Genomic DNA, 18,440 nt, shown 5'->3' with positions numbered 1-18,440 from the left:
AATGAAGCTGCCGAGTAATCGGAAGTAGGGTGGAACCGCGAGAATATCGTCCCTATATCTATGCGCAAGTATAGGTATAGGGATTTTTTGGTGTGGTTCACCATTGCTCGAATCACTGTGATCGACCTGTAAAACAGGACATACAAGTCCTTGTTAGCGAACCCTGCTGGTAGAAGTGACTGCAGGAGTAACACAGAAGAGACGAGCAGATGTGAAACAGTAGGCTCGCAGGGAGAACGTAGTACCTGTGTCCTATTTCATGAAAAACTCAACCTTTGCGGTAGAATCAATGACTTAGAAAAGGAGGGGACTCTCATGCCATTTGATATGACGATTGCTGCATCAGAATTCAAAGAAAAAAAATTAAAAGTGTTAGCAAGTATTCCATTGCAAATCTTAGTCAAGCAAGATGATCAACTAGTCAAAGAGTTAACAACAAAACCGGACCAAATGTTGTATGATTTGTCAGATGTTTTGACGGATGACCATGTTGTTGAAGTAAAATTGATTCCAGGTCATGTTGTTGAATTTTATCCAGTAGTCAATGCGTTGTAAGAAAGGAAGAAAATAATGAGTAAATTAACCGTTCAAGAAATGATCTTGACTTTACAGAAGTTCTGGTCTGATAACGGCTGTATGCTAATGCAGGCGTATGATACCGAAAAAGGAGCAGGAACCATGAGTCCGTATACTTTTTTACGTGCAATTGGACCGGAGCCTTGGAACGCCGCCTATGTGGAGCCGTCTCGCCGACCGGCTGACGGCCGTTATGGAGAAAATCCCAACCGTTTGTATCAGCACCATCAATTTCAAGTGGTGATGAAGCCCTCTCCAGAAAATATTCAAGAATTATACCTTGAAAGTCTGCGTTTGCTAGGGATCGATCCGCTAGAACATGATATTCGCTTTGTAGAAGACAACTGGGAAAATCCTTCTATGGGTTGTGCTGGTCTGGGTTGGGAAGTTTGGCTAGACGGCATGGAGATCACTCAGTTTACTTACTTCCAACAAGTTGGAGGATTGGCCTGCAAACCCGTTACTTCAGAGATCACCTATGGACTAGAACGTTTAGCATCTTATATCCAAGAAGTTGAAAGTGTCTATGATCTGGAATGGTCGACAGGGGTCAAATACGGCGAGATTTTCCGTCAGCCTGAATTTGAACATTCAAAATATTCCTTTGAAGTCAGCGATCAAGAGTTATTGTTAAGCAATTTTGGCCGCTTTGAGGCAGAGGCAAAACGCTGTATCGATGAAAACCTCGTTCATCCTGCATATGACTATATTTTGAAATGCAGTCATACATTTAACCTGTTAGACGCTCGAGGAGCTGTTTCGGTAACTGAACGTGCTGGATATTTGGCTCGTATCCGTAATTTAGCACGACAAGTTGCCAAGTTATTTGTCGCTGAACGGGAAAAACTAGGTTATCCATTATTAGCACCAGAAGAAGCGGAAAAATTGATTGCGGGAGGGAAATAAAATGGCACAAAACCTATTATTAGAAATCGGTTTAGAAGAAATGCCAGCACATGTTGTCACGCCAAGCATGAAACAGCTACAACAAAAAACGGCGGAGTTTTTGACAGCTCATGCACTGCAATTCAGTTCGATCGAAGCTTATTCTACACCTCGACGTTTAGCTGTATATGTGACTGGGATTCCGGAAAGTCAAGCTGATACGCAAGAAGAAGTGAAAGGACCTGCCAAAAAAATTGCAATCGATGCCGATGGCAATTGGTCAAAAGCAGCCCAAGGGTTCGTTCGTGGACAAGGATTGACCACAGATGCAATTACCTTCAAAGAATTAAATGGTGTGGAGTATGTCTATGTCACCAAGCATATTCAAGGTAAACCAGCGCTTGAAGTTTTAACTGGTTTGAAAGAGGTCATTACTAGTTTGGTGTTCCCAGTAACAATGCACTGGGCAAATTTCGATTTTGAGTATATCCGGCCAATCCACTGGATCGTAGCATTGTTTGGCGCTGAAGTCGTACCATTTACAGTCCTTGACGTAGTAACAGATCGGAAATCCCGTGGCCATCGTTTCCTTGGAGAAGAAGTCACCTTTGAAACTGCCGATGACTATTTGAGTCAAATGGAACGCCAATTCGTGATCGCTGATCCATCCAAAAGACAGCAATTGATCGTAGACCAAATTGACGCAATTGCTAAAGAAAACAACTGGCGGATCGATCTTGATGAAGATCTTTTAGAAGAAGTGAACAACTTGGTAGAATATCCGACTGCTTTTGTCGGTGACTTTGATGAAAAATATCTTTCAGTTCCAGAAGAAGTCTTAGTCACTTCGATGAAAGAACATCAGCGGTATTTTGATGTGCGCACCCCAGAAGGTGTTTTGTTGCCCCATTTCATTTCAGCAAGAAACGGCGATCGGGTAAAAATCGATAATGTAGTCAAAGGAAATCAGAAAGTATTGACAGCGCGTCTAGAAGACGCGGAATTCTTTTACAATGAGGATAAGAAACTTACCATCGATCAATGTGTGGAGAAACTAAAACAAGTCACTTTCCACGAAAAAATCGGTAGCTTATATGAAAAAATGCAACGGGTAGCTGTTATTGCTCAAATCATTGGAGAAACCGTCGAATTGTCTGAAGATGAAAGAACAGAATTGAAACGTGCATCAGAAATCTATAAGTTTGATTTAGTAACGAATATGGTCGGTGAGTTTCCGGAATTACAAGGAGTCATGGGTGAAAAGTATGCTCTCTTGCAAGGAGAAACACCGCAAGTGGCACAAGCGATCCGTGAACATTATATGCCTGTCTCTGCTGAAGGTGCGTTACCTGAATCAAGCGTTGGAGCAATTTTAGCAATTGCTGATAAGTTAGACAGTTTACTGTCATTCTTTGCAGTGGGCATGATTCCAAGCGGATCGAACGATCCATACGCATTGCGCCGACAAACTTATGGCATCATTCGGATTATTGCTGAGAAACGTTGGTACTTCCCGTTAGCCCGTTTACAGGAAAAAATCCGCACAGCAATCAATGAACAGCCATCAGTCTATGGCATTCAATTGAACGAAGGACAAGAGCAAGTCATTGATTTTGTTGACGGACGTCTGCGTCAATTCTTAGCAACGAAAAACATTCGTCATGATGTGATCGAAGCAGTGATCAACTCTCGTCAAGGCGATATCAGTCTTTTGTTTGAAGCTGCTCAAATGTTGAGAGCACATTTGAATGATTCTGATTTCAAACCTTCGATGGAAGCTTTGACAAGGGTCATTAATCTTGCGAAAAAGGCAGATCTTGAACACAAACAAATCAATCCTGAATTGTTTGAGAACGAATCAGAAAATACGCTTTATGAGGCAGTGGTCGCCATTGAAGATAAGTTCCCGCAACAAACGATGGAACAAAACTATCAAAGCCTAGTTTCATTGAGACCATTAATCGAAGCTTATTTTGATCAGACAATGGTCATGGTAGATGACGAGGCAATACGTCGCAATCGTTTTGCATTATTGGATAAGATCGCCAAAATGAGTTTGGCAGTAGCCAGCCTTGATGCTTTAGTCACAAAATAAGATTTGATCCAGCTAGTGTCCAACAATGTGTGTTTGGATACTAGCTGAATTCCTAAAAAAGCCTAGCCATCTTCATTTACTTGAAGATGGCTAGGCTTTTTATATACGCGTCAATTTAACGACAACTTCACAACGAGCAGTTTGAGGAAACATGTCAACAGACTGTAAATACTCAATCTTGAAGACAGACGCTAATTTGACCAAATCACGGGCTAATGTTGAAACATTACAAGAGATATAAACCATTTTCTTTGGGGGCTGAGCAACTAACGCTTGCAACAGGTGGTCATCTAATCCAGTTCGAGGGGGATCAACCACAATACTGTCGGGTCTAAAACCAGCAGCAAACCATTTAGGGAGTAAGTCTTCGGCAGTTCCTGTTTCATAATGCGTATTATTTGCTTGGATTCGGCGGGCATTTTCTTTGGCATTTTCGATTGCTTGCGGAATGATGTCCATCCCACGGACTTCCTTTGCATGTTTTGCGAGGCTTAGTCCAATCGTTCCAACACCACAATAGGCATCAACGACGGTTTCATTTTTTGTCAATGCCAGTGCTTTGATTGCTTCGTCATAAAGTATACTAGTTTGTTGCGGATTCAGTTGGAAGAATGCACGAGGTGAAAGGTCGAATGTTAATTCCTGCAATCGTTCTTCAATCGCTTCTTTTCCCCAGAGATGTAAAGTTTCATCCCCCATGATCACCGAGGTCTTCTTGCTTTGGACATTTTGCATGATCGAAACTACTTGAGGCATGCGTTGATTGATTTCTCGAATCAACGCATTTTTCTGTGGCAGTTTGCTAGAGTTCGTGATAAAAACGACTTGTACTTCGCCGGTCGCTCTGCCCACTCTAACCATCAAAGTCCTCAGGATGCCGCTGTTTTTTCTTTCATCATAGATTGGGAGTTGATACTTGTTCAGTAACTGCACAAGGCCATTGATCACATCTTGGGTTGCTTTTTCTTGAACGAGACAATCATCGATCGCCACTAAACGATGAGAATCCATTTCGTAAAGACCAGCTTCGATTCGTTTTGATTTTGTATCATATCGCAACTGAAATTGCGCTTTGTTGCGATAGTGCCATGGTTCTTCCATGCCAATCGTATCTTTTAAGATATACTTCTGATAACCTTTGGGCTTAAATTTGGTTAATGCTTGTTTTAATAAGTCTTTCTTAAAGTCTAGCTGCTTTTCATAAACAAGATGCTGTAATTGACAGCCCCCACAACGATCATAAAATTTGCAGGGGGGGAGAATACGGTCGCTGCTTTTCTTGATGATTTTGGTCATTCTCGCTTCTGCAAACCTCGGAGTTGCTTTGGTCACTTCTGCAATCACTTCTTCTCCCGGAAGAACTCGCGGGACAAAGACGATCAATTTTTTATAATAGCCGATTCCTTCTCCGTTGATTCCTAAACGTTTGATCGTCAGTTGTAGTTTTTGACCGTTTTTAAGTTGTACGTTTGCCATGATTGCTCCTTATCGATAAATAGTCTCTCTATTTTACCATACTTTTTATAGCTCTTTTGAAGGAATTTCCCCTTTTTTGTGATAAACTAGAATATACGTTCGTGAGGTGAAGAAAATGATAACGATCATTCGTATCAGTAAGGGAAAAGGTCCCTTTTACGAAGTAGACTGCTCCAATGGAGAATCTTTGCGGGTTTCTGAGGATCTTCTGGTTCGTTTCCGTCTTCTAAAAGGAAAAGAAGTGACGGAAGAAGAGTTGACCGAAATCAAAAAAAGCTCCGGTTTTGATATTGGGCTGCAGCAAGCAATGAATTACATTAGCTACCAACTACGTTCCGAAAAAGAAGTTCGTACCTATCTAAAAGACAAAGAAATCAATTTAGAGGATCGCCATTTGGTCGTGCAGCGATTGAAAGAACTAAATTTACTTGATGACCGTACCTACGGAGAAAGCTACTTGCGGACACAAATCCGTTTAGGAGACAAAGGGCCATCAGTCATCAGTCAGCAACTAAAACAAAAAGGGCTGTCTGAAGAAGTGATTCAAGAAGTGATGCCGTTATATACAGAAGAAAAGCAATTTGATGTCGGCTATCATACTGCCGAAAAAGCATTGCGTCGGTTCCAAGGGAAAAGTCACAAAGAGATGATGCAGAAACTATCGCTGCACCTAATGCAAAAAGGGTTTAGACAACCAGTTATCCAATTAATTTTAGATGAACTGCCTACAGATAGAGGCGACGAAGAGGAAAACGCAGCTTTGCAAAAAGAGGGTCAACGACTTTTGCGAAGACATCAGCGGTTGCCTTTGAATAAAAGAAAAATGAAAATCAAACAAGGTCTTTACCAAAAAGGTTTCGCTCTGGATGCGATCCAACAATTTTTAGATGAGGAAGTTATGGATGAATAAACAGTGGGAAAAGTGGTCAAAAGAGGACATTCGTTCTTTCCAAGACAAGTTTTTGAATTGGTACCATGATGAAAAAAGGAATCTCCCCTGGAGAGCAACCAACGATCCCTATGCAATCTGGATCTCGGAGATCATGCTCCAGCAAACAAGAGTGGACACCGTCATTGGCTATTATTACCGCTTTATGGAACAATTTCCAACCATCAAAGATTTAGCTGGTGCAGAAGAGCAGAAGCTTTTGAAGGCTTGGGAAGGATTAGGTTATTACTCTCGTGCACGCAATTTAAAAGCTGCCGCTCAACAAATCATGGCAGAGTTCGATGGAGAGATGCCACAGACCATCACTGATATTCGTTCGTTAAAGGGGATTGGTCCTTACACTGCCGGGGCGATCGGCAGTATCGCTTTTGGATTGCCGGAACCTGCAATTGATGGCAATGTGATGCGTGTAGTGAGTCGTTTGTTTTGTATTGAGGCAGATATAGCTAAAGCAAGTTCTCGCGGAGTCTTTGATAAAGCAATGCGTACAATCATTTCTCACGATGAGCCAGGAGAATTCAATCAAGCTTTGATGGATCTTGGTTCAAGTATTTGTACGCCGACTTCGCCATTATGCGAGGAATGTCCACTGCAAGAATATTGTCTAGCCTATCAGCAGGGAACACAAACCGACTTTCCCGTAAAATCAAAAAAAGCGAAGCCAAAAGATATGTATTACATTGCTGGAGCTATTGAAGAAGATGGCCGCTTTTTATTGGTGCAGCGACCAGAAACTGGCTTGTTAGCCAAAATGTGGCATTTTCCGCTTTTGGAAGTGGATCAGGCGACCTATATGCAATTATTGGCTTATTGGCAAGACCAACAGTTAACATTGGATGCAGTTGCAGAAGAACCAGCTCCGATTTTCCCTGAATTTCCCGTCGTTTGGCAAAAAAGACATCTTGGTGAGGTTACTCACATCTTTAGTCATTTGAAATGGCACATACTGCTTTTTTATGGACGCACACCGTCGGAATTCTCTTTAGAACACAGTCAATGGGCTGCGCCAGAAGAATTTGAACAGTATGTCTTTCCCAAACCTCAGTTGAAATTAGTCGAACAATTGAAGAAAAATCATAAAGTCGATAAACATTTCTAGGCAAAGGGTTGTTTTATTGCTATAATATTTACGATATCGGTGTAATGAACACCCAAACAAAACGCAAGTTTTCTTGCTGAGGGAAGGGTTGCTATGCGAGTTCCAAAAGAAGGAGAGTTTGTCAGCATCCAAAGCTACAAACATGACGGCAATTTGCATCGAACGTGGCGGGATACTATGGTCTTAAAGACGAGCGAATTCTCAATGATTGGTGTCAATGATCATACATTGGTGACTGAATCGGATGGAAGACGCTGGGTTACCCGTGAGCCAGCTATTGTATATTTTCATAAAAAATACTGGTTTAATGTAATCGCAATGATCCGAGAAAAGGGGGTTTCCTATTATTGTAATCTCGCTTCACCGTATTTGCTTGATGAAGAGGCCTTGAAATATATTGATTATGACCTTGATATCAAAGTATTTCCTGATGGTGAGAAACGTTTACTAGATGTGGATGAATATGAGCTTCATAGCAAGATCATGCATTATCCGCAGGACATTGATTTTATTTTAAAAGAAAATGTCAAAATTTTAGTAGATTGGATCAATAATGGCAAAGGACCATTTTCTGAGGGGTATGTGGACATTTGGTATGATCGCTACAAGCAGTTGTCTCAGAAATAGCAAGGAGTAGCCGTAAAGGGTCACTTCAATGTGCAAAAGACTCGACTTTAATTCGAAGTCGAGTCTTTTTGTATCAAAAAATAGTGCCTGTCATCGAGTGATTGATTTGTAAGGCGGGGCTTCTTTAAAGGAGATTCATCCAGTTCTATAAAGAAGCGAAAGTTGTCAATCACGTGAGTTATAAGTGATTGACAGCTTTTAAGATACTTAGTTCTGCAGATATTTACTCATTTTGATGTGGGGCATATCCGCATCAAGAAATTCTTCCCCTTCAGGTTGGTAGCCTAGAGAAAGATAAAAACCTTTTGCGGTTAGCTGAGCACCTAAAGTGATTTTTTGAAACCCTTGTTTCCGAGCAAAATCCTCCGCCCCTTGGATCAAAATTCGTCCGAAGCCTTTTTTGCGATGGGAAACGGGTACGGCCATACGCTGAAGTTTCAATGTGTGGCTATCTATAGGAAGCAGCCGCAAAGTTGCTGTTGCTTCTTTTTGTTCATTGTAGAGAACAAAATGGACCGCGTTTGCTTCGTCCTGATCGATCTCAAGACTTAAGGGCACGCCTTGTTCTTTGACGAAGACATCATTACGAATTTTCAACGAGTCCAGATAAATTTCGCTTAATGTATCTTTGGTTTGTGCGACGAACATAAAATCAACCACCTTCTTATTTCATCAATTATTTTCTAAGTATACCATTTTTACGAAAAGAAAAATTGCTTTTGCGGCTAAAGTCGCAAGCTTTTTTTTGCAAAATACTCTATAATAGTGAAAAAAAGGAGGGAATCGTTTGTTCGACAAATTCAAACAATCAAAACTTTTCTTCTGGTCATTAGAAATTCTCGTTCTTGCCACGTTAGCTCTGGTATTGAGCAAAATCAATTTCTTATTTGCACCAGTAGGAACATTTTTTTCGACATTATTTGCGCCGGTCTTAATTGCAGGCTTTTTGTACTATCTGCTTAATCCGATCGTCGTTTTTCTGATGAAGACCACTAAGATCAAAAGAATCTACGCTGTGATTTTAGTTTTACTCTTATTAGTAGCAGCTATTGTCCTAACAGTCGTAAGCGTGATTCCAAATCTGATCAACCAAATTTCACAACTTGCAGAAAATATTCCTACTTTTGCTAAAAATATGGAGACTTGGATTTCTAAAATAGCAGATGACCCAGTATTTAAACAGATCGACTTTGCGCAACAGTTAGAAAATCTCAATCTTTCCTATGGTTCATTGCTGCAACAATTTCTAAGTGGGCTGTCAACAAGTTTGGGATCGATCGTAGGAACGATTGCTTCAGCAACGATGATCATTGTTACAGTACCATTCATCTTGTTTTATATGCTGAAAGACGGCGAGAAACTTGTGCCAAATATTCAATCAGTTTTACCTGAAAAAAGACGAAATCAAATCATCGAGTTATTGGGTGATCTGAATAAAACATTGTCCAATTACATTAGCGGACAAGCGATTGAATGTATTTTTGTCGCGACCTTTACCTTTATCGGCTACTGGCTAGTGGGTGTCAATTACGCCTTTTTATTTGGTGTCATTGCAGGGATCACTAACTTGATTCCTTATTTAGGCCCTTACCTCGGCTTGATTCCGGCAGTTTTAGTGACAATCTTTGATGATCCTTTCCGGGCTCTGTTATGTGGTGTAGTCGTGTTAGTCGTTCAACAATTAGATGGTAATGTGATCTATCCTAATGTAATCGGAAAGTCATTGGCGATTCATCCGCTAACCATTATTTTAGTGTTGCTAGTCGCAGGGAACATCGCTGGATTACTGGGTATTTTCTTAGGAGTACCTTTCTACGCCATTTGTCGTACGATTGTGATTTTTGTGATTCGTTTGATTCGTGACGATAAAAGCAAGAAAAACCAAGAGAAATTGATCGAACTAGATAACTGATGGTTTTTATTGCAAAGAAAAAAGCTTTATGATACGATTTTATCGTGGGTATAGCCCACGATTTTTTTTAGAAAATGTAAAAATAAGGAGAGAATGCTATTATGAATGCTGACCCCGAGAGTCAGTCGCTATTAGCGCAAATTTTATTATTGATCGTTTTGACATTGATCAATGCTTTCTTGGCTGCTTCAGAAATCGCGGTTGTTTCAGTTAATAAGAACCGTGTAGAACAGAAGGCTGAGGAAGGAAATGTCAAATCACAAAAATTATTGAAAATCATTGACAATCCCACCAACTTCTTGTCGACGATCCAAGTTGGGATCACATTAGTCAATATCTTATCAGGGGCCTCACTGGCAGATACGCTATCTACCCGCTTAGCACCCGTTCTAGGTGGCGGAGCTGCAGCAAAAAGCCTGGCTAATATCATTGTATTAGCGATTTTGACCTATGTTTCGATCGTATTTGGTGAGTTGTATCCAAAACGAATCGCAATGAACAAATCTGAAGAAGTTGCTCAATTTACTTCAGGTGTGATACGTGTGATTGGTACGATCGCAAAACCATTTGTGTGGTTGCTTTCCGCTTCAACTAGTTTGTTAGCTCGAATCACACCAATGGAATTTGATGATGAAGATACAAAAATGACTCGTGATGAAATGCGGTATATGTTAGAAACAGAAGGTGTCTTTGAAGAAGATGAATTGGAAATGCTACAAGGAATCTTTTCATTGGATACGAAGGTGGCCCGTGAAGTGATGGTGCCGCGGACTACTGCATTTATGGTCGATATCAATGATTCAGTAGATGAAATTTTGACAGAAATTTTAGCAGAAAACTATTCTCGAATCCCAGTATATAATGAGGACAAAGACAAAGTCGTAGGTATTTTACATACAAAAAACCTGCTGAAATGTGCCTATAAATATGGATTTGAAACATTAGATATTAAACAAATCCTCCAAGAACCATTATTTGTGCCTGAAACTGTTTTTATTGATGACTTACTCTATGAGTTGAAAAAGACTCAAAATCAGATGGCTATCTTATTAGACGAATACGGCGGTGTCGTAGGTCTGGTTACTTTAGAAGACCTCTTAGAGGAAATCGTTGGTGAGATCGACGATGAATCGGATGAAGTAGAAGAATTATATGAACAAGTTTCTGATCATGAGTACATCATCCAAGGGCGAATGTTGATTGATGACTTTAATGAAGCATTTGATATGAGCCTGCACATGAGTGATGTTGATACAATGGCCGGATATTTGATCACAGCTTTAGGGTTGATTCCTGATGAAGGAGAGAAATTATCCTTTAAAGTGGATAACGTCACACTGATTACAGAAGAAATGGAAGGGTCACGTGTATTGAAGATCCGCGTTATCTTCCATGATCCTGAAGAAACAGCTGTCGAACCTGAAGAAGAACGCCGCTATTTCAAAAAAGATTTTGAAGAAGACGAACCTCGTCGATAAAATGAATGCTTGAAGCAAATGCTTCAAGCATTTTTTTGTCTAAAAATAATATATAGAACAGAATGAGTTAATCAAATGATACAGATTTAGCTAGATAAAAAAACTAAAATAACTAAGCATATTTCTTGCTTTTCTTGTGAATTAAAGAGAGGATAAGAGTGCGATAACTAGAAATCATTGTGGGGTGGGAAAATGAGATTTTACCGAATGAAAAGTGATGATATTCGGATGAACTTAGCTACTGAAGAATATTTAATGAATAACGTAGATATTTCAGAACCATGCTTGCTGTTATACATACAAAAGCCTTGTGTTATAATCGGTAGAAACCAAAATGCCTACGAAGAAATAAATTTTGACTATTTACGACATAATGACATCGTTTTAACCCGGAGAACCTCTGGTGGCGGAGCAGTTTATGACGATCTAGGCAACATGAGTTTTAGCTTTGTGACTAAAAAAGATGTGACTCATTTTGGTGATTATCATGGAGCCACCCAACCTATTTTGAAAGCATTGCAGAAGATGGGAGCAAAAGAGGTTGAAGTACGGGGAAGAAATGACTTGTTTGTTGAAGGAAAGAAATTTTCTGGTAACGCCATGTACACAAAAAATGACAGAAGCTATTCCCACGGAACATTGATGTTCGATGTTGACTTAAGCGTTTTGACAAAAGTGTTGAACGTTCCACAGGAAAAGATCGACTCGAAGGCAACAAAGTCAGTGCGTAAAAGTGTGACCAACATCAAGCCTTATCTTTCTGAAGAATATCAACAATTGTCAACGAAAGAATTTAGAGATCAATTGCTCTGTCATATTTATGACGTCGACAACATTGAGGAAATCCAAGAAAAAGAAATCAAATTAACGGCTGAAGATCAACGGAAGATTAATCAGTTGTATCAATTGCGATATGCCAATGATCAATGGATTTATGGGGAAGCCCCGAATTATCAATGGACGAAACGCAAACGTTTTGAAAATGTTGGTATCGTTGAACTACGCTTTTCAGTGGCAAAGGGGAAAATCACAGAAGCACAAATCACTGGAGATTTTTTTGGCGAAGAAGATATCGCTGGTCTCGAAAAACAGCTGATTGGTCTTCCTTATAATGAAGAGTTGCGGCAGCATTTTCAAGGGATGGAAGTCGCGAAATATATCCATCAACTGACAAATGAGCAATTTGTATCACTACTTTTCAATTGAGTTTGAAGGCAGAGGAGCGTCAGGAACCAAATATGATCGAAGTAAAAGAGGTTTCACAAGTATATCAGGACAATGTCCTTGATCGAGTATCGTTAACAATCAGCAATGAGATCGTCGGTATCGTCGGCAAAAGCGGTTCCGGGAAGTCTACCTTGTTGCGTCTGATTAATTTGATCGAATCTCCTTCAGCTGGCGAAATCGTGATTGATGGCGTGAACACGACAGGATTGACCAAGAAAATGAGACGAAGTCTACAGCAAGATATTGCGATGATCTTTCAACAATTTAATCTGCTCCATAATCTGACTGTCTACGACAATGTTTTTTTGCCTTTAAAATTAGCTGGAAAATCACAACGACAAGTGATGGAAACGTTAGACTTCGTAGGTATGTCTGAAAAGGCTTCGGTTTATCCTGCTTCTTTAAGTGGAGGGGAAAAGCAACGAGTAGCAATTGCCCGTGCTTTGGTCAAAGAACCAAAGATCCTCTTGTGTGATGAACCGACCAGTGCATTGGATGAAGATACTAAGGGAGATGTTTTATCGTTATTGCAAAAGGTTCATGGCACTTTCCAGCCTACAATCGTGTTTGTTAGTCATGAATTGTCAGCGGTTCGACAAGTTTGTGAGCGGGTCTATGTTATGGAACAAGGAAGAATCGTAGCGGAAGTAGCGAATACGCCGCATCTTTTACAAAAAGAAGAATTAAACTATGTCGATCGTGTGATAAGGAGTCTAAAGCATGACGATAATTGAGAGTATTCAATACTATTTACCAGAATTGATGCAGGCGATGGAAGAAACCCTGATCATGATGAGTATCTCTATCTTCGCCGCTGTTTTGATTGGATTGCCATTAGGTATTCTATTATTTATTAGTCGTGAAAACAACAATCAGGGAACGATTTTGTATCAAATATTAAATTTGCTGATCACGGTCATTCGTTCGTTTCCTTATTTACTGTTTGTTGTTGCGATGATTCCCGTCACTCGTTTTTTGTTAGGCAGCTCGTTTGGGCCGATCCCAGCAAGTATCCCATTGAGTATTGTGTCAATCGTCATCTATGCTCGTTTAGTCGAGCAGGTATTGTTGGATGTCCCAGAAGATGTCGGACTATTGGCACGCTCATTAGGTGTCTCCACTTATCAATATGTCAAAGAATTTTTGCTCGTGGAAGCAAGAAGCGGGTTAATCCTGTCTCTGACGACAACGATCGTCAGTATGGTGTCTTATTCCACAGTGATGGGAATCGTTGGCGGAGGAGGAATCGGAGACTTTGCCATCCGTTATGGATATCAACGGTACGAATATGGGGTCATGTATTTTTCCATTTTAGTGATGATCGTAGCAGTTTTTAGTATTCAGTTGATTGGGAATGGGTTAGCAAAAAAAGTTGATAAAAGAAAGTAGGAGTAGGAATGAAAAAAGGAATATTTTTTGGGTTAGTACTAGCAGTAATGTTTCTTGGTGCTTGTGGAACAGGGAATGAGTCGCAATCAGAGGATAAAGTGATTAAAGTCGCTTCTCAAACGACCCCTATGACAGATGTTGTCAAAGTAGCAGCCGATGCGGTAGAAGATGGCTGGAAAATTGAATTGGTACAAGTAAATGACAATATTCAATACAATGAGCTGTTGAATAATAAGGAAGTAGACGCAAACTTTGCGCAGCATGAGCCGTATATGCAACGCTACAATGAGGAAAAATCAGCAGATTTAGTGGCTTTAGACAAAATTTATAATGCTAAAGTGGGCTTTTACTCAAAAGAGTATACAAAAATTGAAGACATTCCTGAAGGAACGAAAGTTGCTCTGCCGAATGATGTTTCTAATGAAGGACGAGCATTAGCCATCTTAGCTGAGCAAGGATTGATTGAATTAAAAGATGGAGTTGGAGTCAATGGTACGATCAAAGACATTACTGCGAATCCTAAAAACTTTGAATGGTTGTCTGTGGACTTATTGAATCTAGCAGAAGCCTATAATGAACCAAATGTCTCCCTTGTCTACAACTATCCGACCTATATCGCCAAAATTGGTCTAAAGCCTGACGATGCCTTGTTCTTAGAGAAAACGATAGATGATCGTTTTGCGATCTCTTTAGTTGCTCGTAAGGACAATCAAGATTCAGAAAAAATCAATGTTTTGCGAAAAGCGATGACCAGCGATAAAGTCAAAGAATTTTTGGAAAATGAGCATAGTGATACATTAATTCCAGCCTTTTAGTTTTTTGAGTGTTTTTCATGCTTTCACAGCAGTTCTCGTATAAATACAAATAGCTATCAAGCTGCTTAAACAGTTGCTCTCTAGACTTTCGAATCTGAATGATAGAGAGCATTTGTCTGTAATTTTTCTTTTTTCCGCTCTTGATACATGATATACTAATTTGGTCAGAAAATCTTTGTATAGACACAGAGAGTTCTAATTTCAAGGAATGGAGTAACTACATAACATGGAGAATCCAAATTTAAAACAACAAGTTGAAAGTCGTCGCACCTTTGCGATTATTTCTCACCCGGATGCTGGGAAGACAACGATCACTGAGCAGTTGCTGCTATTTGGGGGAGCAATTCGCCAAGCAGGAACTGTCAAAGGAAAGAAAACCGGTAATTTTGCTAAATCCGACTGGATGGAAATCGAGAAACAACGGGGGATTTCTGTCACTAGTTCTGTAATGCAATTTGATTATCAAGGAAAACGTGTGAACATTTTGGATACACCAGGACATGAGGATTTCTCTGAAGATACGTATCGTACGTTAATGGCTGTTGATAGCGCCGTGATGGTTATTGATAGTGCCAAAGGGATCGAAGCACAGACGAAAAAGCTTTTCCAAGTCGTAAAAAAACGGGGAATCCCGATCTTTACCTTCATCAACAAATTAGACCGTGATGGTCGTGAACCATTAGAACTTTTAGAAGAGCTAGAAGAGTTGCTTCAAATCGAGTCCTACCCAATGAATTGGCCAATCGGAATGGGAAAAGGGCTTGAAGGACTTTATGACATTCACAATCAACGGGTTGAAATTTATCGTCCAGAATCTCATGGCGGTGAACGCCTGATTCCATTTAATCAAAACGGTGAAATTCCCCAAGATCATCCGCTGAATCAAAATGGTGTCTATCAACAAGTGTTGGAAGAAGTCGAATTATTACAAGAAGCTGGCGATTCCTTTGATGAAGAGAAAATCGCTCGTGGTGATCAAACCCCTGTCTTTTTTGGCTCTGCGTTAACAAACTTTGGTGTGCAAACTTTCTTAGAAACATTTTTACAATTTGCACCAGCACCTTACGGACATAAGACAAGGACAGGAGAAGAAATTAGTCCATACGAACAAGAGCTTTCAGGATTTGTTTTCAAAATCCAAGCCAATATGAACCCCGCACACCGTGACCGGATTGCCTTTGTCCGCATTTGCTCAGGAACATTTGAACGGGGAATGGATGTCACGCTTGAGCGGACAGGCAAAAAAATGAAATTAAGTAATGTGACCCAGTTCATGGCAGACACTCGCGAAAATATTGAGCAAGCTGTTGCCGGCGACATCATTGGGGTATATGATACCGGAAATTATCAAATTGGTGATACTTTATATGAAGGGAAATTGAAAGTCGCCTATGAAGAATTACCTTCGTTTACACCTGAACTCTTTATGAAAGTAACAGCCAAAAATGTTATGAAACAAAAATCATTCCATAAAGGGATCTATCAGTTAGTGCAAGAAGGAGCCATCCAATTGTATAAAACGTATCTCAGTGATGAATACATTATTGGAGCGGTTGGACAGCTGCAATTCGAAGTATTTCAATATCGAATGCTGAACGAGTACAATGCAGAGGTGATCATGTCGCCAATGGGACATAAGATTGCTCGTTGGATCGATCCTAAAGATTTGGATGAAAAGATGAGTTCAAGTCGCAACATCTTAGCCAAAGACCGTTTCGACCAGCCATTGTTCTTGTTTGAGAACCAATTCGCGATGCGTTGGTTCGCCGACAAATATCCAGATGTCGAATTGAAAAGTTTGATGTGAAAACACTGCTAGTACTTGTGACGGCTAGTGTTCTCAAATGATGGGAGCGAGAAATGAGTTGGTTCTTGTCTAAAAAAACATTCTTATCGTTTTTGATAAGAATGTTTTTTTGTTTTGTATCAGTAAAAAATCGAATTGTTTTGGTCTAAAAAAACTGATATAATAATTTATGACGTGAGACGAGCGCTTATAGTGTTGCAAATAGGAGTAAGGGGGTCATTATGAAATTAATCAAGCGTGTCAATTTGCTTGACGATAAAAAGCTAATCATGAAACTGAATATCTTAACGATTCCTCTATTGGTTATTTTCTTTGCTTTATTTACGCTTTTAACATTAGATAGAAAGTTAACGGAAGAAGTCACTATCGATTTAATGTATCTCGTTATTGCCATTCTATCAATGGCAGGGTTAATCATCGTTCACGAATTGATTCACGGGATTTTTTTTAAGCTGTTCAATAAGGAAGGAAAAGTCAAATTTGGTTTTAAGAATGGTTTGGCCTATGCAACAAGTCCTAATTCCTTTTATTCAAGGTGGCAGTTTTTACTTATTTTGCTTGCTCCTTTTGTCTTGATCACTTTGGTCTTATGGCTGTTGTATGCGTATAGGGAAATTTCTCCTTATGCATTTGTCTGGTTGGCTTCTTTTCATGGGTCAGCCTGTATTGGGGATTTTTATTTTTGTTATTTAGTGACTAAAGCTCCAGCGCATAGTTATGTAGAAGATACCGAACAGGGGATAAATTTTTATTCCAATCATTAGCAAAGCACAGCCATTAGGGCTGTGCTTTTTTGCACTCATTTGAAAAACGTTTTTGTTGCGTAGCATGGCTATCATTTGTCAATCACTTTGCTATAGAGCATGCACTGAAGATCAATTTTTTTGTTGGGCAATTTTAATGAAATCTTTTTTTCTTTTTGACGTTGAAAACCGCGCTTTTCATAAAATTGATACGTACAAGCACTATCTGTAAAAAGATAAATTTCTTTTCCTTGCACTCTTTTCTGTAGTTCATTTAGCAGCCGCGTTCCGAGCCCTTTGATAGGTATATCAGGATTAGCTGCTAAGAAAATGATTTTCCCATCCGGTGAATGGTCACTTAAATATTCAGAAAGGAGTTGATTGTTTCCGGCATCATATGCTCCGGCACTTTCTTTGGCAAAACTATTCTGTAAGAATTCAAATAGTTTGAAGTAGTTACTGTAAATGTCACAGAAGGAGCAGCAACATTTACTTTAGCTACTCCTGTTGAAACAAAAACTGTAGATTTTGCAGATATTAGTTTCACAGAAACGAAAGCGAATCCGCTAACAGGTACTTTCACGTTATCTGGAACATTAACGAATAAGTCATTTTGAGCAAAGCAAGTAGTGATAACAGCAGCAGTTCCTGGAGAAACCTCACACCTGGTTTAACGATTGCAACGAGTGAAGTATTCAAAGTTGAAGCAAGTCAAGGCTATGAAACGACTGAAGAAGGTACTTTTGATTATACAATTGATCCTTCAACTTTTGACAACACTAAGGCAAGTGATTACGTAATCACACTAACTGCATCAGAAGTGACAGACGTCACTCCTTAATCGTATGTTATATCCTAGCTACAAGAATGAATCTTATTCTTTTAGGGTGTTTCTTTTGTTCCTGTGCTTAGGAATATTTTTTTTCAGTCCAGAAGCATTGGCCGAAGAATCGATTGGCTCTTCTTTTGAAGTTCAGATCCAAGCAGACAAGAATTCAAGTATAGTAAAAGATATTCAATTTTCGCCTGATCTGAACCAAAAGTATACTTATACAGCAACTGTTACTAATCATGAAAGTCATGCCATTGAAGTATCGGTTTTTCCTAGTATCGCTGTTTCAACTAGGACTTCAATGACTTATGTTGCGGAAACAAACAATTTGCTAAATAAAGATTATGATTTAAAGAAGTACGTAAAACTCTTACCAATTGAAGGTAAATTGGAGAGAGTGTAAAATATTTTGTGTAAATAGAAAAAAGGAAGTCCCTTCTGTAGAATAGAGTTACCACAACACATTCACAGAAGAGAGGACTTCCCTATGAACGATTTTACTACAGAAATTCTAAAGACTCTAGCGAACA

19 protein-coding genes are annotated in these 18,440 nt (G+C 39.6%); 16 read left to right on the top strand and 3 right to left on the bottom strand.

Annotated elements, in window-relative coordinates; genetic code table 11:
• Nucleotides 1-315: 315 nt before the first annotated feature.
• Genes DVW06_RS06995 through glyS form a run of 3 tightly spaced genes read left to right on the top strand, consistent with a single transcriptional unit; the run spans nucleotide 316 to nucleotide 3,556 of the window.
• Nucleotides 316-555 (top strand): hypothetical protein, encoded by a 240-nt coding sequence (locus DVW06_RS06995; protein ID WP_003126309.1) that lies wholly within the window; start codon nucleotides 316-318, stop codon nucleotides 553-555.
• A 12-nt stretch (nucleotides 556-567) separates the two neighbouring features.
• Entirely contained in the window at nucleotides 568-1,482 is a 915-nt protein-coding gene (glyQ, locus tag DVW06_RS06990) for a glycine--tRNA ligase subunit alpha (RefSeq protein ID WP_147587160.1), read from the top strand.
• A 1-nt stretch (nucleotide 1,483) separates the two neighbouring features.
• Nucleotides 1,484-3,556 (top strand): glycine--tRNA ligase subunit beta, encoded by a 2,073-nt coding sequence (glyS, locus tag DVW06_RS06985; protein WP_005471223.1) that lies wholly within the window; start codon nucleotides 1,484-1,486, stop codon nucleotides 3,554-3,556.
• A gap of 99 nt (nucleotides 3,557-3,655) precedes the next feature.
• Here glyS and rlmD read toward each other — a convergent pair whose 3' ends face one another.
• Nucleotides 3,656-5,032: a 23S rRNA (uracil(1939)-C(5))-methyltransferase RlmD gene (gene rlmD, locus DVW06_RS06980; RefSeq protein ID WP_003126313.1), complete on the bottom strand. Its 1,377-nt coding sequence runs from the start codon at nucleotides 5,030-5,032 to the stop codon at nucleotides 3,656-3,658.
• Between the two features lie 115 nt (nucleotides 5,033-5,147).
• On the opposite strand from rlmD, the gene recX reads away from it, so the two are divergent.
• The 3 genes from recX to ntdP all read left to right on the top strand — a co-directional run bounded on the left by recX (nucleotide 5,148) and on the right by ntdP (nucleotide 7,707).
• The gene (gene recX / locus DVW06_RS06975) at nucleotides 5,148-5,942 is read left to right on the top strand and encodes a recombination regulator RecX (RefSeq protein WP_005471227.1); all 795 of its coding nucleotides are present in this window, start codon (nucleotides 5,148-5,150) and stop codon (nucleotides 5,940-5,942) included.
• The gene (mutY, locus tag DVW06_RS06970; protein WP_021149874.1) at nucleotides 5,935-7,080 is read left to right on the top strand and encodes an A/G-specific adenine glycosylase; all 1,146 of its coding nucleotides are present in this window, start codon (nucleotides 5,935-5,937) and stop codon (nucleotides 7,078-7,080) included. Before recX ends, mutY begins: the two co-directional genes overlap by 8 nt.
• 93 nt (nucleotides 7,081-7,173) lie before the next feature.
• Nucleotides 7,174-7,707, top strand: coding sequence for a nucleoside tri-diphosphate phosphatase (gene ntdP / locus DVW06_RS06965; protein WP_003126316.1), 534 nt, complete (start codon nucleotides 7,174-7,176; stop codon nucleotides 7,705-7,707).
• Nucleotides 7,708-7,914: 207 nt separating this feature from the next.
• Here ntdP and DVW06_RS06960 read toward each other — a convergent pair whose 3' ends face one another.
• Nucleotides 7,915-8,355, bottom strand: a complete 441-nt coding sequence (locus DVW06_RS06960; RefSeq protein WP_003126317.1) for a GNAT family N-acetyltransferase — start codon at nucleotides 8,353-8,355, stop codon at nucleotides 7,915-7,917.
• Between the two features lie 139 nt (nucleotides 8,356-8,494).
• Here DVW06_RS06960 and DVW06_RS06955 point away from each other — a divergent pair, with 139 nt between their 5' ends.
• From DVW06_RS06955 to DVW06_RS06920, 8 genes are all read left to right on the top strand, one after another.
• Nucleotides 8,495-9,619, top strand: a complete 1,125-nt coding sequence (locus DVW06_RS06955) for an AI-2E family transporter (RefSeq protein WP_003126318.1) — start codon at nucleotides 8,495-8,497, stop codon at nucleotides 9,617-9,619.
• 101 nt (nucleotides 9,620-9,720) lie between these two features.
• Nucleotides 9,721-11,097 (top strand): hemolysin family protein, encoded by a 1,377-nt coding sequence (locus DVW06_RS06950; RefSeq protein ID WP_003126319.1) that lies wholly within the window; start codon nucleotides 9,721-9,723, stop codon nucleotides 11,095-11,097.
• Nucleotides 11,098-11,289: 192 nt separating this feature from the next.
• Nucleotides 11,290-12,303: a lipoate--protein ligase gene (locus tag DVW06_RS06945; RefSeq protein ID WP_003126320.1), complete on the top strand. Its 1,014-nt coding sequence runs from the start codon at nucleotides 11,290-11,292 to the stop codon at nucleotides 12,301-12,303.
• Nucleotides 12,304-12,335: 32 nt separating this feature from the next.
• The gene (locus DVW06_RS06940; RefSeq protein ID WP_005471235.1) at nucleotides 12,336-13,058 is read left to right on the top strand and encodes a methionine ABC transporter ATP-binding protein; all 723 of its coding nucleotides are present in this window, start codon (nucleotides 12,336-12,338) and stop codon (nucleotides 13,056-13,058) included.
• Nucleotides 13,045-13,713 (top strand): methionine ABC transporter permease, encoded by a 669-nt coding sequence (locus tag DVW06_RS06935; protein WP_003126323.1) that lies wholly within the window; start codon nucleotides 13,045-13,047, stop codon nucleotides 13,711-13,713. The genes DVW06_RS06940 and DVW06_RS06935 overlap by 14 nt, the downstream gene beginning before the upstream one ends.
• 8 nt (nucleotides 13,714-13,721) lie before the next feature.
• Complete coding sequence (locus DVW06_RS06930) at nucleotides 13,722-14,528, top strand: MetQ/NlpA family ABC transporter substrate-binding protein (RefSeq protein WP_003126324.1); 807 nt, start codon at nucleotides 13,722-13,724, stop codon at nucleotides 14,526-14,528.
• Nucleotides 14,529-14,754: 226 nt separating this feature from the next.
• On the top strand, nucleotides 14,755-16,335 hold the full coding sequence (locus DVW06_RS06925) for a peptide chain release factor 3 (protein ID WP_029486727.1): 1,581 nt from the start codon (nucleotides 14,755-14,757) through the stop codon (nucleotides 16,333-16,335).
• Between the two features lie 221 nt (nucleotides 16,336-16,556).
• Nucleotides 16,557-17,099, top strand: a complete 543-nt coding sequence (locus tag DVW06_RS06920; RefSeq protein ID WP_003126326.1) for a DUF3267 domain-containing protein — start codon at nucleotides 16,557-16,559, stop codon at nucleotides 17,097-17,099.
• Nucleotides 17,100-17,436: 337 nt separating this feature from the next.
• Here DVW06_RS06920 and DVW06_RS17050 read toward each other — a convergent pair whose 3' ends face one another.
• A complete protein-coding gene (locus DVW06_RS17050) occupies nucleotides 17,437-17,625 on the bottom strand; it encodes a hypothetical protein (RefSeq protein WP_231455776.1) in 189 nt (62 codons plus the stop codon).
• A gap of 66 nt (nucleotides 17,626-17,691) precedes the next feature.
• On the opposite strand from DVW06_RS17050, the gene DVW06_RS06910 reads away from it, so the two are divergent.
• The gene (locus tag DVW06_RS06910; protein WP_003126328.1) at nucleotides 17,692-17,919 is read left to right on the top strand and encodes a hypothetical protein; all 228 of its coding nucleotides are present in this window, start codon (nucleotides 17,692-17,694) and stop codon (nucleotides 17,917-17,919) included.
• A gap of 55 nt (nucleotides 17,920-17,974) precedes the next feature.
• Nucleotides 17,975-18,313 (top strand): hypothetical protein, encoded by a 339-nt coding sequence (locus tag DVW06_RS17045; protein ID WP_148395047.1) that lies wholly within the window; start codon nucleotides 17,975-17,977, stop codon nucleotides 18,311-18,313.
• The last annotated feature ends 127 nt before the right edge of the window (nucleotides 18,314-18,440 follow it).

Origin of the sequence: Enterococcus sp. ARL09-542, from assembly GCF_005234805.1 — a bacterium.
In the GTDB taxonomy this organism is placed as follows: domain Bacteria; phylum Bacillota; class Bacilli; order Lactobacillales; family Enterococcaceae; genus Enterococcus_D; species Enterococcus_D gallinarum.
Note: the sequence above shows the minus strand (reverse complement) of the source record. Positions and strands in the feature narration are given on the sequence as shown.

Excerpts from the sequence above, each read along its gene's own strand:
- rlmD (WP_003126313.1), bottom strand. The coding sequence starts at position 5,032 with ATGGCAAACGTACAACTTAAAAACGGTCAAAAACTACAACTGACGATC.
- DVW06_RS06960 (WP_003126317.1), bottom strand. The coding sequence starts at position 8,355 with ATGTTCGTCGCACAAACCAAAGATACATTAAGCGAAATTTATCTGGAC.
- mutY (WP_021149874.1), top strand. The coding sequence starts at position 5,935 with ATGAATAAACAGTGGGAAAAGTGGTCAAAAGAGGACATTCGTTCTTTC.
- recX (WP_005471227.1), top strand. The coding sequence starts at position 5,148 with ATGATAACGATCATTCGTATCAGTAAGGGAAAAGGTCCCTTTTACGAA.
- DVW06_RS06950 (WP_003126319.1), top strand. The coding sequence starts at position 9,721 with ATGAATGCTGACCCCGAGAGTCAGTCGCTATTAGCGCAAATTTTATTA.
- glyS (WP_005471223.1), top strand. The coding sequence starts at position 1,484 with ATGGCACAAAACCTATTATTAGAAATCGGTTTAGAAGAAATGCCAGCA.
- DVW06_RS06930 (WP_003126324.1), top strand. The coding sequence starts at position 13,722 with ATGAAAAAAGGAATATTTTTTGGGTTAGTACTAGCAGTAATGTTTCTT.
- DVW06_RS06995 (WP_003126309.1), top strand. The coding sequence starts at position 316 with ATGCCATTTGATATGACGATTGCTGCATCAGAATTCAAAGAAAAAAAA.
- DVW06_RS06935 (WP_003126323.1), top strand. The coding sequence starts at position 13,045 with ATGACGATAATTGAGAGTATTCAATACTATTTACCAGAATTGATGCAG.
- DVW06_RS06945 (WP_003126320.1), top strand. The coding sequence starts at position 11,290 with ATGAGATTTTACCGAATGAAAAGTGATGATATTCGGATGAACTTAGCT.
- DVW06_RS06925 (WP_029486727.1), top strand. The coding sequence starts at position 14,755 with ATGGAGAATCCAAATTTAAAACAACAAGTTGAAAGTCGTCGCACCTTT.
- DVW06_RS06940 (WP_005471235.1), top strand. The coding sequence starts at position 12,336 with ATGATCGAAGTAAAAGAGGTTTCACAAGTATATCAGGACAATGTCCTT.
- ntdP (WP_003126316.1), top strand. The coding sequence starts at position 7,174 with ATGCGAGTTCCAAAAGAAGGAGAGTTTGTCAGCATCCAAAGCTACAAA.
- DVW06_RS06920 (WP_003126326.1), top strand. The coding sequence starts at position 16,557 with ATGAAATTAATCAAGCGTGTCAATTTGCTTGACGATAAAAAGCTAATC.